This is a genomic window from Bacillota bacterium (assembly GCA_012837285.1).
In the GTDB taxonomy this organism is placed as follows: Bacteria; Bacillota; DTU030; order DUMP01; family DUMP01; genus DUNI01.
This window is the reverse complement of the sequence record DURJ01000114.1, coordinates 1-18,261: the sequence shown is the minus strand read 5'-3', so window position 1 is coordinate 18,261 and position 18,261 is coordinate 1. Positions and strand designations below refer to the sequence as shown.

Annotated in this window: 15 protein-coding genes and 1 tRNA gene; 2 read left to right on the top strand and 14 right to left on the bottom strand. The window is 48.7% G+C overall.

Annotated elements, in window-relative coordinates; all coding sequences use genetic code 11:
* The first annotated feature begins 173 nt into the window (after positions 1 to 173).
* Positions 174 to 1,103 (top strand): DUF3221 domain-containing protein, encoded by a 930-nt coding sequence (locus GX016_06360; protein ID HHT71181.1) that lies wholly within the window; start codon positions 174 to 176, stop codon positions 1,101 to 1,103.
* Positions 1,104 to 1,199: 96 nt separating this feature from the next.
* Here the strand turns inward: GX016_06360 and GX016_06355 are convergent, their stop codons facing one another.
* Positions 1,200 to 1,676, bottom strand: a complete 477-nt coding sequence (locus GX016_06355) for a ferritin family protein (GenBank protein HHT71180.1) — start codon at positions 1,674 to 1,676, stop codon at positions 1,200 to 1,202.
* A gap of 269 nt (positions 1,677 to 1,945) precedes the next feature.
* On the opposite strand from GX016_06355, the gene GX016_06350 reads away from it, so the two are divergent.
* A tRNA-Lys gene (locus tag GX016_06350) sits at positions 1,946 to 2,021 on the top strand.
* 191 nt (positions 2,022 to 2,212) lie between these two features.
* Here GX016_06350 and mgtE (GX016_06345) read toward each other — a convergent pair.
* The 13 genes from mgtE (GX016_06345) to GX016_06285 all read right to left on the bottom strand — a co-directional run.
* Positions 2,213 to 3,568: a magnesium transporter gene (gene mgtE, locus GX016_06345; GenBank protein ID HHT71179.1), complete on the bottom strand. Its 1,356-nt coding sequence runs from the start codon at positions 3,566 to 3,568 to the stop codon at positions 2,213 to 2,215.
* A gap of 16 nt (positions 3,569 to 3,584) precedes the next feature.
* A complete protein-coding gene (gene mgtE, locus GX016_06340) occupies positions 3,585 to 4,946 on the bottom strand; it encodes a magnesium transporter (GenBank protein HHT71178.1) in 1,362 nt (453 codons plus the stop codon).
* Positions 4,947 to 5,510: 564 nt separating this feature from the next.
* The gene (locus GX016_06335; GenBank protein HHT71177.1) at positions 5,511 to 6,809 is read right to left on the bottom strand and encodes an acetamidase/formamidase family protein; all 1,299 of its coding nucleotides are present in this window, start codon (positions 6,807 to 6,809) and stop codon (positions 5,511 to 5,513) included.
* Between the two features lie 544 nt (positions 6,810 to 7,353).
* Positions 7,354 to 8,304, bottom strand: coding sequence for an aminopeptidase (locus tag GX016_06330; GenBank protein HHT71176.1), 951 nt, complete (start codon positions 8,302 to 8,304; stop codon positions 7,354 to 7,356).
* 14 nt (positions 8,305 to 8,318) lie between these two features.
* Positions 8,319 to 8,990, bottom strand: a complete 672-nt coding sequence (locus tag GX016_06325; GenBank protein HHT71175.1) for an AroM family protein — start codon at positions 8,988 to 8,990, stop codon at positions 8,319 to 8,321.
* Positions 8,980 to 9,840 carry a hypothetical protein gene (locus tag GX016_06320; protein HHT71174.1) on the bottom strand — a complete coding sequence of 287 codons (861 nt, stop codon included), beginning with the start codon at positions 9,838 to 9,840 and terminating at the stop codon, positions 8,980 to 8,982. Before GX016_06320 ends, GX016_06325 begins: the two co-directional genes overlap by 11 nt.
* A gap of 15 nt (positions 9,841 to 9,855) precedes the next feature.
* On the bottom strand, positions 9,856 to 10,791 hold the full coding sequence (locus GX016_06315; protein ID HHT71173.1) for a DUF1177 domain-containing protein: 936 nt from the start codon (positions 10,789 to 10,791) through the stop codon (positions 9,856 to 9,858).
* A 20-nt stretch (positions 10,792 to 10,811) separates the two neighbouring features.
* On the bottom strand, positions 10,812 to 11,888 hold the full coding sequence (locus GX016_06310) for a DUF917 family protein (protein ID HHT71172.1): 1,077 nt from the start codon (positions 11,886 to 11,888) through the stop codon (positions 10,812 to 10,814).
* 16 nt (positions 11,889 to 11,904) lie between these two features.
* Positions 11,905 to 12,558 carry a hydantoin racemase gene (locus GX016_06305; protein ID HHT71171.1) on the bottom strand — a complete coding sequence of 218 codons (654 nt, stop codon included), beginning with the start codon at positions 12,556 to 12,558 and terminating at the stop codon, positions 11,905 to 11,907.
* A gap of 80 nt (positions 12,559 to 12,638) precedes the next feature.
* Positions 12,639 to 14,213 carry a peptide transporter gene (locus GX016_06300; protein ID HHT71170.1) on the bottom strand — a complete coding sequence of 525 codons (1,575 nt, stop codon included), beginning with the start codon at positions 14,211 to 14,213 and terminating at the stop codon, positions 12,639 to 12,641.
* A gap of 208 nt (positions 14,214 to 14,421) precedes the next feature.
* On the bottom strand, positions 14,422 to 16,080 hold the full coding sequence (locus GX016_06295) for a hypothetical protein (GenBank protein HHT71169.1): 1,659 nt from the start codon (positions 16,078 to 16,080) through the stop codon (positions 14,422 to 14,424).
* A gap of 157 nt (positions 16,081 to 16,237) precedes the next feature.
* Complete coding sequence (locus GX016_06290; protein HHT71168.1) at positions 16,238 to 16,387, bottom strand: GIY-YIG nuclease family protein; 150 nt, start codon at positions 16,385 to 16,387, stop codon at positions 16,238 to 16,240.
* A 22-nt stretch (positions 16,388 to 16,409) separates the two neighbouring features.
* A partial coding sequence (locus GX016_06285) for a diguanylate cyclase (GenBank protein ID HHT71167.1) occupies positions 16,410 to 18,261 on the bottom strand: 1,852 nt, incomplete at its 5' end.

Here is an 18,261-nt window from a genome sequence, read left to right as displayed (position 1 = left end):
CCTATGGTAAAGGGTGACGTAACGTCATATGCAAGTTTTTAGGAACAAAATATAGAGTATAACATCTATACCAGTAACCGCGGTATAAAAGGGGGCTGGTTTTTAACAATCGGATCGGTTAGTAACTAATCACCCAATGCTTGTTAAAACTTACATAAGCCAGGAGGGTTAACATGAAAAAATGGTCCTTAGTAATAGTAGCATTGTTGCTATTTACTTGTCTTGGAGCTCAAGTTTGGGCCGCCTCGCCGATCAAGCTTCTTGTCAATGGTACAGCAGTAGATACCGATGTCTCGCCTCAGGTTAACAACGGCCGGGTGCTTGTTCCCATTCGCTGGGTGGCGCAGGCGCTGGGAGCCAACGTTGACTGGGATGAGAAAACCCGGAGCGTAAAAATTGATGCCCCGCAATCTACCTCGCCACAAACATCCCTAGAACGCCAGATTAACCTGCTACAACAAGCACTGGCACCGAAAACCCCGGAGCAAGCCGCCGAAGCATGGGCCAAAGGCGTAAAGATGCGCAACGGAGCTCTTCAGTTCGCCGTGCTGTCACCGGAACTTCGGAAGCAAAAGCAGGACGAATATGAGTCCATGGGTTGGGTAACAGGCGTGTCCAGCCCGTGGGTCGAAAGCTATAACATTGCAAAGCAGACTCAGACTCCCGATGGCAACTGGGAATACCAAGTACAGTTGGCACTCATGACTTCTACCGGAGATGCCGGCTCCACCATGGCCACGCTTTTGGTAAAACAGTATGAAGAGAACTGGTTCATTGCCCAAATTTCGGAAGTACATCTCCCACCAGCTTCCAAACCTGATATTCCACTTCCTAGCCTCACCGGCACCGTCAAAGAAATGGAACCCGGCGAAAAGACTCGCTTTCTTCTGCAAGGTGCCCCCATGTCAAACGGTGAGCCGCTTCTCGTTTGGATTACCCTAGGTGAGAACACCCAGATAGCAATAGAACAATCCGGCAAAGACCATGCTGGCGTAGTCTCTGACCTTAAAGTCGGCCAAAAGGTAAACGTCGAGCTTTCAGGCCCTATGCTGGAGTCCTACCCAGCCCAAGCTGCCGCAGCGTCAGTCCGCATCCTGAAGTAACTTGATCTGCCAACAAGGAGGCTGTCCCAAGTTAACTCATTGGGACAGCCTTCCGTTACTGTAGGGAGTTATGAACTGCGTCAGCTCCGACTTCAATCAGGCGCCGCGCATATTTTGCAGGTCTTCAATATGGGTCTTTTCTTCCTTGATCAGCCTCTCGGCTACCTTACGTGTCTTGGCTAAACGAGATTCTTGAGCTAGCTTTTCATAATACCTAATCGAAGCCTTTTCAGCCTTAATGGCCAAATCCAGCACCTCATCCGTTGTTTTCAACTTTTGCACCATCATAGGTACAGCGTCGGGCTCAGGAAACACCGCGTCCGAAACTAGCTGGCGGAAAAACTTCTCCACCTCTTCATTAAACAAGTAGCTGTCATCGTAGTTTCCCTTGTCAGCCAGAAGTTCTTCATATAGGCCGTCAAATACTTCCTTGTGTTCTAGTTCTGTTTTGGCCAAATGAGTAACCAATTCCCGCACCTTATCATTTTTTACATGTTTAGCCGCTTCCAAATAGAATCGATAACCGCTGTCTTCCATCATTCCTGCTAGTTGTAAGACTTCAAGTTCATCCATGATATCAACCTCCATTAGCTAGTTCAACTCGTTTATGTCACCTCGACTCCTTATACGAGCTGCTGCAGGCCTTTTTCTGCTCACCTGCCTTAGTAATTCATCATTAAAGGGTAAATCCCTGCTTTAGGTTGTTCTCTTGTTTCACTCTCTTGCCAGCCTTAGTACTGTAATCTTCCCCTGCATCACTTGTCCCATGACGCACACCTAAAACCCAAAAATGGTTGACAGCCACAAGGCTCTATGATAATATTTTTATGTCAAAAGCAAATGGGCCATTAGCTCAGATGGCAGAGCACCTGACTCTTAATCAGGGTGTCGCAGGTTCGATCCCTGCATGGCCCACCACTTGTACCAAGGGTTTCAGGATTTTAGTCTCTTCTCTTCTTGGCTTTTACATTCAGCAGCGGACTGTTTTTTTTATGTCTTAGCAACAAAAGTCTTGACAGTTTTTGCTGTCAAGACTTTTTGCTTTTCGTAGCTTAGCCATTGTTACCCTTACTTAGTTGCCCACTTTTCGTGGCCAAAAATGCAGATTTTCATAACAAGTGTCCTACAAAAAGACTCGCTGAGCCAAAATATATTAACAATCCAACTACATCTAGCACTGTAGTTACAAAAGGTCCTGATGAAACAGCGGGATCTTTACCAATCTTATTAAGAGCAAGTGGAACAAAAGCCCCTAACGCAGCCGCTACTGTAAGGGTAAGGGTCATTGACAGCCCCACAACAAGACCCAACATAGGTATTCCCTGCCATACATAAGCAATCAATGCAGTCGCAATTCCACTTACTGCCCCTAGTAGAAGGCCAACAGCACTTTCCCTAGCTATATCATCCCGTATACTCTTTTGGGTGTCTATATTGTCGGTTGCCAGCCCCCTTACTATTATTGCAGAGGACTGAGTACCCACATTCCCACCCATATCCATTAAGACAGGGATAAAGAACGATAATGCAATTACCGCCTCTAAAGTTTCAGAAAAGCCACTTACTACCTTTCCTGAAAAGATCTGTCCCACAAGGGCGATTAGAAGCCATGGAAGCCTCCTATAAGCTCTGTACCAAGCTGACTTATCTTCTACATCTAACTGAACATCAGCACCTGCCAGCTTCAAAATATCTTCAGTAGCTTCCTCTTCTATTATGTCAAATACATCGTCCACCGTTATTATTCCAAGCAGGGTGTTATCATGATCAACTACCGGCATACCTAATAAACCATATTTCTCAAATACTTTGGCAACTTCTTCCTGATCCATCCCTGCATCTATTCTTATTACATCAGTAAGCATTACTTCTTTTAGGGGTAAGTTAGGTTCTGCAAGTATAAGGTCTCGTAGCGATATCACCCCTTTAATTTTGTTCTCATTATCAACTACATATATATAGTAAATAGTTTCTGCATCAGGGGCCACATCAGGAAGCTTATCTAAAACCTTCTTTATGGAAGTGTCCAGATGAAAGGCTACATACTCAGTGGTCATTAGCCCCCCTGCCGTGCTTTTATCATATTCCAGCAGATTCTCGATTTCCGATCTTTCCCCAACTGCTAACATTCCAAGTAATCTTTCAGCTAACTCATCAGGTAGTTCTCTCGAAAAATCTGCTATTTCATCACTTGACATTTCCTTTAAGAGTCTGGTCATATAATTACGAGGCACATTGTTCAAAAAATAGAGGCGTAGATCATGTTCTAATTCTTCAAGCACCTGGACTGCTTTTTCGGAAACGAGGCAGTTAAAAATAAATTCTCTATTGCCTTCGGGTAAATCCTTAAAAAGATTAGCAATATCAGTCGGATGCAATTCTTCCAGATAATCCACCAGTATATCTGTATTATCGTCTTCTATTAATCGCATTACTTCCCGGAGGATCAAATCATCTTGTGTCATATTCCATGTCCTCCTTTCATATCACCAATTCTTTGAGAAAAAGAGTGGCTGTTCCAAAGTAGACAGCCAATGTTATTATGTCAACTACTGTAGTAATAAGCGGACCTGATGCTATGGCAGGATCTATATGAAATAAGTTTAATATAATTGGAATTAACATGCCTATTAATGCCGACAGGGCCAAACTGACAACCATTGCAACACCTACGGTTACTCCTATATAAGGATTCCCCTGCCAATAAAAGGCTAAAGCTGCCAATAAACCCCCGCAAACTATTCCTGCAATAAGCCCTGCAAATGTTTCATGGATTAAGTTCCTAATAATATTGTCCCGTGTCAATTGTTCAGTTGCCAGACCCCTCACTGCCAGTGCAAGAGACTGTGTCCCAACATTTCCACCTGATGCCATCAATACCGGAATAAAAAAGGCTAGTGAAATAACGGCTTCCAGGGTAGATGAATACCCTTCTATGACATTCCCGGCTAACATATCTCCCGCAAGACAAACCAGCAACCATGGAATTCTTTTTCGAAAGGCTTGAATAGGAGAACTTGTTAACACAGTGTCTTCTTCAGCTGTTATACCTGCCATCCTGTGTATATCTTCAGTAGTCTCTTCTTTGAGTACCTCTAGTGCATCGTCTACCGTAATAATCCCCATTAGCCTCTCATTTGTATCTATAACAGGAACGGCAAGGAGGGAATACTTATCAATCGTTTTTACAGCAATCTCTTGGTCATCATCTACATTGACTGTTACAACCTTCTTATGCATTATCGTTCTTACTAATAGATCCCTCTGTGCACTAATCAATTCTCTTAATGAAAGGACCCCTACAAGCTTGTGGTTTTCATCAACTATATAGAGATAGTATATTGTTTCTGCATGGCGTCCAAACTTTCTTACCATCTCTATGGCTTCCTCTACTGTAGTATCCTGGGGTATGTATACATATTCTGTCGTCATTATACCCCCGGCACTATCATGGGAAAGAAGAAGCAGCCCTTTTACATTTTCCAGTTCATCTATTGACAACTTCTCTAATATTTTTTCCACCTTGTTTTCAGGAAGTACCTGCAGCAAGTCCACTATCTCATCTATAGACATCTCTCTAATAACTTTTTCTTTTTTCCCTTCCGGAAGGCAATTAATAATATCAATCTGTATTTCAGGTTCGAGTTCATCCAGTACTTCAGCAGCCTTTTGATAGTCAATTAGTTTGAAAAGATGTTTCTGGCTACTGTTTTGTATTTCTGCTAGAAGTTCAGCTATGTCGGCAGGATGAAGCTTTAGAAAAAGTTCTTTTATCTGTGCTGTATCCCCTCTTTTAAGCATCACTTTAATACTCTTGATTAAGTCAATTTCATTGGTTGCCATGCCGTTGTCTTCCTCCTCTCTGGAGGGAGAACCTTACAAGCATCATCTAAACAAATAGAGAATGTGTAGGAATAGATCCCCCCTCCTTATTCTTTTCAAAAACAAATGTCCTAATGCTACTCCAAGGATCGGGATCCACCCTACTCACCTCCTGCATACAAAATGAAAAAACCTTTTCAACAAGTAAAAAGGTTATGCGTGCAAAAGCACAAAGATAACCCCTCACTTGTTTAGCTTTGGCACTGTATAGCTTAGGGCATACGTCCCAGCCACATTAGATAAAGCCTTAATCCGACAATATCTGTTCACCCGTTCTTGTCTCTCGACATTTCGGGGCAGTGGCATATTTCCATACAGGAGCCTCACCCAACTGAAGGAAACAATTTTATCCTGTCTATTGATTGTAATTACACCAAAGGCACTATGTCAAGTGGTGTGTGCAATAGGGCGAACTTGTCCCAAGTCCCGCCAGGGTACCAGCGCAGGATTAGAAATAGCAGGGACTCAGTCCCTGCTATTTCTAGCTCCAGAATCGCGATTATTTCTTTTAGAGAAATATGGGCCTTAACGGTATTCGTACTGTTCCTGGACGATTTCTAAAAGTCCCAGTCTGTCTAAAACGTCTATCGGAACTAAGAAAGTCGCCATTACCACACCAGGTGCTCTCCCCAAATCAATAGATCCGGTTATGGTTGCACGGTTCTTGACTTCTGCAACGCTCATTTCGAGCAGAGAGGCTGCACGGGTAAGCGAATTGTCGATTGCTATGTTAAGATTCTCACCCGTTCCGACAAAAGAAAGCGGTAGGGATGTTTCCAGCTCCTCCATACCCCATTTCTTTGCTTGCCGGTACGCAATCTCACGCTCTTTAGCTTTCAGCGGCCGTGCCAAATCAGGTAGGTCTTCTTCCAGCGGTAGAAGAATCGGCCCTTCATTTCTAAGTTGTTTAATAACATCGACCTGTAATGTAACAGTGGCAGCAACATCACATGTGTGCCCGGCAATTTCACCGCTCCCCTGTAGTGCATGGGCATCGCCCACGTAAATGCCTCCTCCCGGTACTTTGACAGGGCAAATGACGATACAACCGGCCCGAACCCAGTTGATATCCATATGTCCGTCTGTTCTCAGTAAAAGCTGATCCGTTGTCAGTGCATATGGATGGGGCGCGCCGATCAAGAAAGTGCCAAAGTCTCCTGCATTGTGAGAATCGGGGAATATGACTGACGGCACAGTTCCCAGTTGCCCTAGAAACGGCTTTAGCCGGGTTGCAATTCCGGACAGGTGTGCAGGCGCCAGTGTCACAACAGGATGCTGAACGGATTTATCTGGAATATGCATGTAATTCCTGCCATCAGCCGCAATTTTCTCTGCCACTGTCAGAGGAACCGTGACTCCTACTCTTTTCCCTTCATCGAATACAATTGTATAACCGTTGGTAAAACCGAACGTTGACACCGATGAGCCGCATTTCTTGCAGCGAACAGCATCGGGGCCGATACCTTCTACCACGCTTTCCGGCCATATCTCTCCACAAGCCGCACACTTGCTTGCCACAAAAGGATCCCCTTCGAATCTGTCTGGGTATGCAAAATCCACGCCGGAGGATGTGGCCCTACTGGTAATTTCGATCGATTTTATACGAATAGCAATGGCATCGCCCACTTCAGCACCTTCAACAAACACTGGCTTAGTCACCTCATGTCCACCGCGCAAAGCCGGCGTTATCATCGGTCCCCAGCATCCTGGCGCTGTATTGGCAATAATGTAGCCGCCGTCTTTTACAGGACCCAACATAGGCTGTTTAGGATCCAGCAAGCCATTTGTGTATTCCTGCACACATACAGTTGTCGCCGCTTTCATAAGCCATACCTCCCTCGGATTATTTAAGCTTGCAGTCTAACACTTAACCCGGGTGTACAACTAGCTAAAGACTTCAGTACTAAAAGCTTGTTAGCCTGGCAACATAGCACACCTCCTTCTTTTCACTGGTGCGAGTCCATCTCCCAACTGTTACATTACTAATAATCTGGATTATCCATACATCAAAAACCCCACAGTGGTTACTTTTACTAATACATTCACGCCTGCAACTGCACCCTCATTATACATATATTGTCAATAGTTGTAAACGTATGGATTGTCGCAATTATAAGTAATCCCAGCTTGGATTTCCATTCAAGCTCAAGTTGATAGAGCATAATTAGAGCTGCCCCACCATGGTCAGGGACAGCTAAGTTTAGTCAGTTAACTCGGCAAGGACTATTCGCTTGTTGCTTTCTCGTATGTTCAACTCGCACCTGTTTTCTTCAGCTTCATTTTCTTATCATGAAAAAATGTAGGGAGGAAATCTGGCTTTGACTAAAAGGGGCTGCCCATCTTAAGCAGCCCCCGTCCTCTTATTCTTCTATATCACCAACTGTCCGTCGCGAAGGATGGGCTCGCCGTCCAGGTAAAGTTCAGGAGCCATAATCACCCCATCGACGTGAATGCCGGCAGCTACTTGGCCGCCGAAAGTATCGTTGCTGCCAAGGGCAATATGGGCTGTCCCGTAGACTTTTTCGTCCTCCAGCACCACTCCGATTACGCTGGCCTTGTCGTTGGTTCCGATCCCCAGTTCGGCTAAGTTGCGGGCTAATAGATTGTCCCCCAGTAGAGAGAGAAGCTTATGGCTGTCGGGGCCGACTGCATCTACCATAGCTCCTTGACAAAATGTCAGTTTCAGCGGAGCTTGCAGGGTCCCGAGGCCGGCAAAAGACCCGTCGATTACGATCTCACCTTCGGCAGTGCCTTCCACCGGAGCAATGAAAGCCTCTCCGGAAGGGAGGTTGCCCCCCTGGCCCTTGCTACGATAGATACCGGTACTGGCCACCGCCTTTCGGCTTTCTAAAGACATGCTGAGCCGCGCCCCGCCATTTATCAGCACCGCTTCTTTGGCCTCAGTTAAAAGGTCTGCCAGCTTGTTAGTGCGGGCTGCTATTTGTTCATAGTCGGCAGCCAGGGCGCCGCCGGCAAACATCTCCACTGTTATCCCCGGCATGGTAGCTATTCGAGTACCGGCAGCACAAGCTTTTTTGCGGGCTTGGGTATGAGTAAGAGAGTGGGCCGTTGCCGCCACTACCACGTCGGCCGCCGACATGCCTTGCGATACGATTGGGATTGGCTCCACGCCGCTTTTACCTAAAGGCTGCATCTGCATCTGTACTACTTTGGCCCCTAAGTCTCTCCCAGCCGCAAACAAAGCCTCGCCAATGGATAAAGTAGTCTCATCGACGATTATCAGCAGTTGTTCCCCGTCCTTTAAGGCTAAATTCTGCCGCAAAAGATGCTCGGCAATCTTCACCATACTTGTAGTCATAAGCCTACTTCCTTTCACCCAATGAGCTCCTTAAGAACTCGGGCAAAAATTCCCCGGGCCAAAATAACCGGAGCACCGGTAATCTGCCGTACTTTCTCTTGCATGGCTAGAGTATAGCCCATACAATCTAGGACCACCAACTGCACTTGTTGGCGCTTAAGCGCATCTGCCGCCTTTTCAAGTTCGGCCACATCACCATACGGAGAAGCCGCCACCATAACTTGTTCGGTCCCCACTTGCTGCCAACGTTTCTTAGACTGAGGAATTTGATCAGCAGCCGGGGACACTACCCCAACTTTTAGTCCATCGGCCACGGCCTTAGTTACGTTGTACAGTATTGGTTGAGGGCGAACTAACAATCCCTTCCCCACTAATTCAAATTCGCCGGTGCAAAGGAGAGCTACCACTTCGATCCCCTGATCGAAGAAATTTTGGATCCTCTCCTTAATTCGCGGTGTGATATACTGTTCGGCCACTTTCACCGATGAGCCGTCTGCCAACCGCGTGACCAGTACATAGTCTCCAGCCTTTGGAGCGAAAGCGGCTATTTCCTCTTTGCTCAGCCCATCCAGCGCTCCCGCTTCTTTGACCTGCACCTCAGGACCTAAGATAGCAGTCAGCTCTGGCATGATGTCAACCCTAGGAGCCTGACCAATAGTCACAGCCCCAATAACTTTACCTTTCATCGTCTGTCACCTCCGGAGGTAACTTAGTTTTCTCTTTTCCAGCGTAGATGCACCCCAAGTGGTTATCGCAGCTAGGACAACTACGACGACATTCTTCTTTGCTGCCGTCAACAGCGCTGGTACGGGCCCTTTTTAGTTTGAGTACCAGGCGGCAAAGTTTTTGAACTTCCGCTTGGTCCCCCTGGACAACAAATGTGGTCGCTCCTTCAGCCCCCATAATACCGCCGCGGCCAATGACCGTGGCCGTTACTTCGGCCAGGAGACTGAGAGCCGTAAGTTCGGTAATTATCCGACCCGGAACCGGTATTAGCCCTACTGCCATACCCATGGACCAGTGGGTGCCTTTGCGACTGGCGGCCAAAGTTGCCTCTGCAATTGAACCCGGGGTTAGTTTCTCCAGGCCGGCCGGTATAATGACGGTGATCCCCTCCGCCGCCAAGGCCGAGATAACTCGGCCCGGATTTCCTCCCAAGGGGCTGCCGGCCATTAAGGCAGCATGGCCGCGGCGGTCAATTAGATTGGCCCCGCAGACGGCTATGTCACCTGGTCCCATGGTGAGGACGGCCTCTTGAAGATCGTCATCGACTCCCCTGGGTACTCCTTTTTCCACTAAGATGGAATGCGGCTCGGCCACAGTGGTACGAGCCGACTTGGTACCCAGAGGAGTAATACGGCCCGACAGCCTAAGCGGCGCTCCGACCAGTATTTCGGCTAGTGCCGATACAGTGGTGCCCCCCTTGAGAAGTATCCTTCCGTGTTTAAGAGCGGCCTGTACCTCGGGCATTCGGGTCACGGCAAGGGCGATAAGCTGCTTACCCTCGCTCACTGTTAGAGTTAGTTGAGCTCTCATATCGATCTATTCTCTCTAGTCGGCCCGGCCTAAGGTCTGCAGATGACTTAAGGACCCGTAGAGATGAACCAGATGCTTGTATTCTTCTTCATCATAGAATTTGCATTTGCCCTCACCGAAAACTTTGGCCACTTCGATAACAAACCGGGCTGCCAGTTCAACATCGCCGGCATGACTAGCCCCGGTGGCACAGCCGGGAACAGGTGTTTCTGCCGTAATAGCCACACCCACGCAGGGAGCCGTGGTGGCTGTTGCCGGCTGAAGAATGCTGTTGACATGGTAGACACCATTGCCGTAGGGTGTGATATCTTGAGTCGTAATGGCAAACACAACCGGGAGCTGACCGGTGGTGATGGACATGATATCCAACAAGTCTTCACTAACCCGAAGAATATAGCCTTCTTTTACAGTGGGTGAAATGGCAAAGCCGCGATGGTTGATAATCCGGTTGCCTTTGGTGGTATCAACGGAGAGAATGGCATCCATGGCAGGATCAATTTCATACTCGTTCATGGTGGCAATGTCCACTGGTGAATCCATAAACGGTACCGGTTCATGAGGTCTAGTGGGTGCATGAGGGCAAATGTGGGTAGTCACTATTACATCACCTGCTAATATATCTCCCAAAGCATGCATGCACCCCAGCTTTAACGCGGCCGCAACAGCTACCGCTGCTCCGTCACCGTCGGATACAAAGCCGATTCGTTCCGGCCGTGCTCCCAGCCCGCCCAAACGACCGACTATTCCCAACGTAGGTGCCTTACCGCCGCTTATCTTGCCGGACCGGCCAGGAATTACAGCCTTAACAAAGTCAGTGTAGCCTTTAGGACCTTGGATACGTTGGGACTCTACTTGGTGAACGCCGGCATCCAGCAGCAGTTTAGTAACTTGTTCACCGTCGGCCTGCGGACTGTCCAGTATCTCGAACACCTCGAGAACCTGTTTTAGCAGCATTGTTGATTTGAACCCCCTTATTGCTCAAGATAGTCAATTACTTTCTTACCCGTCACTTTTTCCGCCGCCACCAACAGTTCCGGGCTAAACATACCTGCTCCCAGCAGCAAATTGGCTCGCGGTACATAAAGTATGGCTACCTCTTGTTGTTCATGAATATCGGCGGAGGAGACCGGGGTGCCGGTGGACTTATCCAAGGTCATAATAAGATCCGGGAATGTCCCCAACCTGGTACCGTCTTTTTCAAGGGTCATATACTCGTTCCAAAACGTAAGTTCAAAAGAACCGAGTGTTACTCGCCCAGAGTCGAAGCCGCCGGCGGTGACGAGTTCAACTTTTTCTACTGCTCCCGTCTCCACAATCTGGCCGCCTAACACCTCCGCCGCCGCTTCAACCACAGCAGTTCCACCTTTGGGCCGGGCTGCCAGCATAGCTTGACCCAAAGTTATTGACTGACGGACAGCTCCTGGAGCTCCGTTCTTCTTTACATAACCGGCATCGATGGGATTTCGGGCTACAGCCACCAGGCCGCCGGCCTGTACAGCCGCCTGCCGCACTAAAGCAGCCGCCCGTTCAATATTGCCTTGCACAAACAGTTCCAGGTATCTTCCCTCGGCAGGATCTCCCCCGGCCGCCGTCTGATAAGATATATAACCTTCTTTAGCATGAAGTCCCATGGACCCCATGGCTCCCGTGGGATGAGCGCGACCATTGCAGGGCGCATCTACCACTGGGATACCTAAGATTGCCGACTGTAACCAGCCGTTGATAGTGGCTGTTCCGCCACATTCGTTGGTTATGAGCCCGTCCGCCTTTATTTGGGCCTTTTCGGTCAGCAGTTCCACTGCTCGGACATAGCCCACCGGTTTGACCATGGCCTCCTTGGCCGCCGGGGCTCCTACAGCCGACACCGTAAACAAGATAGCTTCGTCATCCATCGCGTCGATATCCACCAGCCGGACTGTACCCATGCGCACAGCCAGCTGGGCCAGTTCACGCCCCCATGCCATAGATCCACCGCCGCCACCGCCCAGTACAGCCCCACCGATTACCGCTGCCTCAACTAACTCTTGATCCATGATCAGTTCTGCCACTATACAACCCCCTCCTTTAAGCTTCCCTGGAGACATACCAAGCAATAAGGCCAGTTGCAATAACCGGATCTACCACCCTAATACCAAGCTCCCGACGAATATCCTCCGCCACCCCGATGGTTGACATCCCGGTACAAGCCAAGACTAACACCTGGGCTCCTTTCTCCCTCAGCTTTTCCGCTGCTGTCAAAACAGCCTGCTTACCAGGTGGTTTCATGAGATCTACAGTAGTCTCTACGCCCACGGGTTTGGCCGAAGCTAACAGGGCTGACCCCAGAACATTAGCCATTGCTGCCGGAACATCCTCGGTTATGCCCAGAGCAGCAACACTGGCACTCAAGCTGAGGGCCACATGGGCAGCTGCACTGCCGGCACCGATAATAGGGATGTCCAGTACTTCTCTGGCCTGCTGGACCCCGGGATCAGCGGCGCAGCTGACAATAATTGCCTGTAAACCGTCCTGGGCCATCTCTTGCGCTAAAGCCACTACTTTGGGCCATGCTTGCTCTTCGGTAGCTTGGTCGAATACACCGCGTGGTTGTCCGGCAATGCAGCTCGTAATCACTTCTAGTCCAGGGAAATAGTTCATGATGAGATGGCCGTGTAAACCCAGAACTTGCGGATCATCGGTGGTCAGCACCCGAATCAGGCCAATCCTTGCTTTTTCCATCTTCACACCCTCTAAGACGTAAATTGTTCGGGCCAAGGTTCTTAGGGACTGCCGGCCACTGCCGGCAGTCCCTATTTTAACTAAAAGAATGCTCGTGCTATAGCGGAAAAGAATCCATATAGTCCATCGCCGGCAATTAGTCCGGCTTCACGGATTTCCATGGGCTCTGTCCCGATAATGAGCCGTACGATTACGGCAATCAGAACACCAATGCCGTAGATAGGATTGTTGATCAACAGTCCCGTGGCAAATAGAATCCCCATTGCCCGACCGGATCCGCCAATGGCCTGCAGAATTGCTCCTGGTATGGCCCAGATCGCCAACTGGCGTACAATTCCTGGCTCACCGGCCCCAGCCTTGACGGTGGTAGCGAATACCCGGCTGACGGGAGGCAGCATATCCAGTTGGAAATGCATGTTCATAAAGAGGGCCACCATAACCATGGCCACAATACCTCCAACTAACTCGGCAATAAGTTGTTCCTTGCGTCCCTCCAGTTCATACTCAACATCTTTACCATCGCCGCGCAAAATCCAGCCTGTCTTCAAGTCGTAACCCATGTCAGCAAAACAGGGACCGGAACTGGCAACGTAACCGCTCAAGAGAGCTAGCGGTACACCTGGGAACCCCATGAACAGCCCTAAGGTTAAGAAAATAACAGTAATGGCAAAGCCGGGGAACCAGCCTGAGTGCATGGCTGCTAAGCCGACTAAAATAGCTGCCAACAGAGCTGAGATCCCGGCCCAGAGAGTCCATATCATCATGGTACCGAAACTCATTTCCGCGATAATACCACCGACAACCGCCAGAGCAACTGCTCCCACCAAGTATAGTCCTAGGTGCACTAAGGCAGCGCGCTTTGCTTGGGTAGGCCCAACTGTTTTTTCCGTCACAGCCTTACTTTCTTCGTCGGCCTTATTAGCCTGACCTCCGCGCTGAATGATTATTATTGCTTGGATCAAGCTAACTATCCCGGCCCCAATCATAACGCCATGGGGAACATAAGTCGTGCCCAGGTCAATGCCGAATAACTGTTGAGAATACCCGCGTATGACAAGTCCTATTCCTAGCGCAGCCATGGCAAAGATATTAGCTATAAAAACGATCCCCACTCCGGCCATGGGTAGTTTAAAGTGGGTACCGACCACTCCGGCAATAACGCCTTCCACTAGTCTTCTAGCTTTCCGCCCACCTTCATCACCAGCAATAATGGCCTGAGCAGTAGCCACACCCGGCGGCCAAGCCCCATCTCCGGGATACAAGTCAGAGTCGAATACACTGTAGACAAAGCTCATACCTACCAGGGTAGATATGGTAGAGCCAATTAACATGGGTATAACCAATCCAGGCTCTCCATAAAGGTAAATGATGCCGACGGCCAACAAACCGCAGTTAGCAGCACCAAATCCACCGGCCGAAGTCATGGTCTGTACCAAGTTCTGTCTCTCCAGCGAACGGAACTTAGCCATAGAGGCAAAAGGAACCCGAGCCAAAGTCATAGCCACAATGGCTCCAATGATCGATGTATTGGGAGTGATTCCGATCCGGGAAATAATCTGCATGCAAATGGCCGCTGCTGCTGCCGCCATAATGACACTCAGTATGAACGTTTCCGGTGCCAACGCCTTTTCATGCCTAGCTTTCTTTTCGTCCATCTTCATCCCTCCTTAACTTTGCTGTTTTGGCCTCCAACACACTGTGTCCCCGGATTTTAGTATCACCTCCTTCAATAGGTAAAATGCTTAATTGCTACTGGCCTTACTATAATCTACTTAGCCCAGTGCTCGTCCCATACCTTTGTGCGGTAAAAACAAAAACGCGCCCCTTTCTTCGTAGAGCGCGCACTAAAACTAGGCCAGCTTATCATTGATCAAGGAATGGGGTCATGTGCAGAGCCATTGCTAGCCGGAAACGGTGGTTTGGTTTTCTCAAATCCATACCGGTTATCTCCTCTATTTTTCCTAGCCGATAACGCAGGGTGTTTTCGTGTATAAACAGAGATCGGGCGGTTTGTCTCATGGCGGCCCCCTTTTCCAGGAAGCGGCGAAGTGTAAACAGCAGGTCGACACCACTGTCAGCATCATGCTCCATTAGAGAACCCAGCATTTCCTGACAAAACGCAGCCATTTCTTCTTGATGCCCACAGCGGTACAACAGACGATAAACATCTAGTTCTTCTTTAATAGCCAATTGGCCTTCTCCCTGGGTCTTGCGACTAATTTCCATAAGCTCACATGCTTCTCGGTAACCTGAACCCACGTCCAATAGACTCGTACAATGATCACTCACAGCAAGTGAGACACTAATATCTTTAAGCTCTTGGGCTAAATTCCTTTGAAGTTCTATTAATAGATTGTGTAACCCTTTATGCTCTTTCTTCTGACGATTGGAACCCGGCAAGTGTACCACCGCAATACAGCTGTCACTTATGCTGGCCACAATATAGGAATGGCTATGGGCGGCGACAGTTTTCCTTGTCACTGCTAACATTTTAGATTTTATGTTCATAGCGTACGCTTCGTCTTGCTTTCTTTCCACCAGGGCGGCAAACCCGTCTATATTTGCCACCAGTACCACAACCGGCTGAACAAAGTTCCAGCCTAAAGCTGCAGCCCGCATTTGAGCCACTTCTTCGGAAGGCAGATTGCCACTAATAAGATCATAAACAAAATCATGGCGAAAATGATGTTCTACCTCAGCAATGGCGGCCCGCTTAGTAGCCTCCAGAGCAGCTACCGTACTGGCATTTTCTAACGCTATCAGATCCAGTTCAGTGCAAGGCGTATCGATTTCGTTGACTAAAAAATATCCGTACGTATCAGATTCAATGCGAATTGGAAAGACCAGCAGTTCTCCAATTCCTAGACGCAAATTCCGATAGTCATGATGATCTATGTGAGCCAGTTTTTGAATGTCCATTTGATCTAAAAACGGCATGCCTACACGAAAGGCAGACCAGTTATCAGTTTCGGTTGGAAACCAAGCCAGCAGTCGGCCTTCGGCGTCACAAACAGCAACGGGTTTGTGCAGGAGGGAATGAAGCGTTCGGACAATGGAATCGAAACTACCGCCCTCCAGAGCAACTCGTCTAAATAGTCTATGGATATTAAGATGGTATTCCAACCTGAAAGCTTGGGCATGAAGGATTCTAGTTAACAACGGATGGGTAATCTCCACATAGGGAACATCCTTGACAACATCAACAATAGGTAGTTGTAATTCGTTGGCCAATTTAATCACCCGCTCGGGAACGCAGCCCAAATAGCGGCGAACTTTGAGGGCAAAACCGGCTGCGCCTACATCTGCAGCTGATTGAACTAGTCGGCACTGAGCCTCCACATCATCGTGAATAGCGTACCAGCTGCTAACAAGCAGTAAGCCGCTCCTGAAGTACTTGTCCGGATCGGGAACCTCCATCACATCCACAAAGCGAATCGGACGGTTCAATCCTTTATGGCCAGCGATAACCTGCGCTTCTGGAAACAGGCCGAGTTCTAAGGCTTCCGCTAGAGTAATGCTCATTACCTCACCTCTCTGCGCCCATAAACCCCGTCACTGTATAGATGGGGTGGTATTATTTCTCATGCACCCTCGCTAATATCGCCAGTTTCTTTTGCGGGCTATATCGCTTAATGGCCGCTTCGGCCTTCATGGCTTCCGACCGGGAACCAAATTCCAGCTAACCCAGTAGCTCCACCGGCCGTCGCCCTTTGGTATAGCGACCACCCTCTCCCTGTTGGTGTTCTCTCAGCCGGCGCTCGGGGGCGGTTGTGTATCCGGTGTAGAGGCTTCCGTCTTGGCACCGGAGAATGTAGACGTAATGGGACATAAACAACGCCAACTCCCGTTCGTCAACTGTTGTCTTTGTTCCGCACGGTGCCCACGGCAGGGGAAGTACGTTCAAATGCACATGCTGCCAGCTCAGGAAATCCAGCCACCAGTCGGACAAAAATTTCGGTTAAGTGTGGATCAAACTGTGTTCCCGCATTCTTACGCAGTTCTTCCACGGCTTTATGCTTGCTCAGGGCTTTACGGTAAGGCCGGTCGTTGGTCATGGCGTCAAAGGAATCGGCCAGAGCCAGGATGCGGCAATGCAGAGGAATTTCCTCCCCTTTCAACCCCTGGGGATACCCGCGGCCATCCCAACGCTCGTGATGATACAGTATATATTCCGCCACAGTTGACAGCTCCGGTGTATTGCTAGCAATTCGATAGCCAATTTCCGGGTGTTTCTTGATTTCTGCCCATTCGGCCGGGGTAAGGGGCTCCGGTTTGTTGAGGATATTCTTGTCCACCCCTATCTTACCGATGTCATGCAGCATGGACAAGAGAGCCAGATCGTCCAAATCCCGAGCGGAAAGGTTAAGTTCCTGGCCCAGAGCAAGGGAGTACTCCTTGAGCCTCATGGCATGCTGCTCTGTTTCCGTACTCTTTTCATATAGGGTGGCCAGCATGGTGTTTATGAGGGTGTTGCGGTAGCTCTTGATCATAAGGAGCTTTTGTCTGTACATGCGATCCTCGGCTTCTTTTAACACTTCTTCAAAATCCTGAGTCTCCCCTTCTCTGATGGCGAAACCAAGAGCGATATTCACGTTCATAATGGGATCGTTACTGCTTTCAGTTGCCGCCTCGATCCGGCGAACAATCTTCTCCGCCGCTTCTGTTTCGGTTTGGGGAAGGAGAATGAGAAACTCATCGCCTCCCCAACGGGCGATTATGTCTGTCTTACGGCAATTTTGCTTTAGTATTTTGGCCATCCGCTCCAGCAGTCGGTCTCCTTCTTGGTGCCCAAAGATGTCATTTACGAGTTTTAACCCATTGACATCTCCCATGATAACCGCTAAGGGCAGATGTCCCAAACCCTCTAGCCGTTTGATTTCTTCTTGAGCAAATCTACGGTTATAAAGCCCGGTTAATGGATCGTGATAACTTAAGCGTAGAATCTCCTGCTGATATTCCCTTTCCTTAGTGACATCACGAAAAACCATCACAACACCATAGATGTCGTCCTTCTCGTCCTTGATCGGTGCCGCACTGTCAGCAATAGGAATTATCCCGCCCTGCTCAGTAATCAATAAGGTGTGGTTAGCCAGGCCGATTATCTTTCCTGTCTGCAACACTCTTGCCACCGGATTCTCAACCTCTTGCCCGGTTTCTTCATTGACCAACCTAAAAACCTCGTGAAAGAATCTACCCCTGGCTTCTTCCTGCTTCCAGCCTGTAATCGTCTCCGCCACCATGTTCATAGCAGTAATTCTACCTTCTTTATCAGTGGTAACCATCCCGTCACCGATGGACAACAAAGTGGTTTTCAAGATCTCTTTTTCCAGGTATAGCTTTTCCCGGTACTGCTCCCGTTCAGTGGCGTCAAAAATAATCGAGAACAGCAGCCGCTGGCCGGCGTTAACTATGGGACAGGAATAAACGTCCACCAGTCTAACATCTCCGGTCTTTAAGCGGTGAGGAAAAAGAAAGTACCGCTGCTTCTCTTTTGCCGCCCTCATCCTAAACTCCTTCACTTCTTCTGTCGGCATCTGGTTGATGTCCTGGATGCACATGTTAAGGAGTTCCTCTCGGCTGTAACCGTAAAATGATACAGCTGCCGGATTGGCGTCCACTATCTTCCCGCTTACCGGTTCAATCAGGAGCATAACAGCATCATGTCTATTGAACATGGTCTGCAGTCTGGTGAGGAATTCTTCT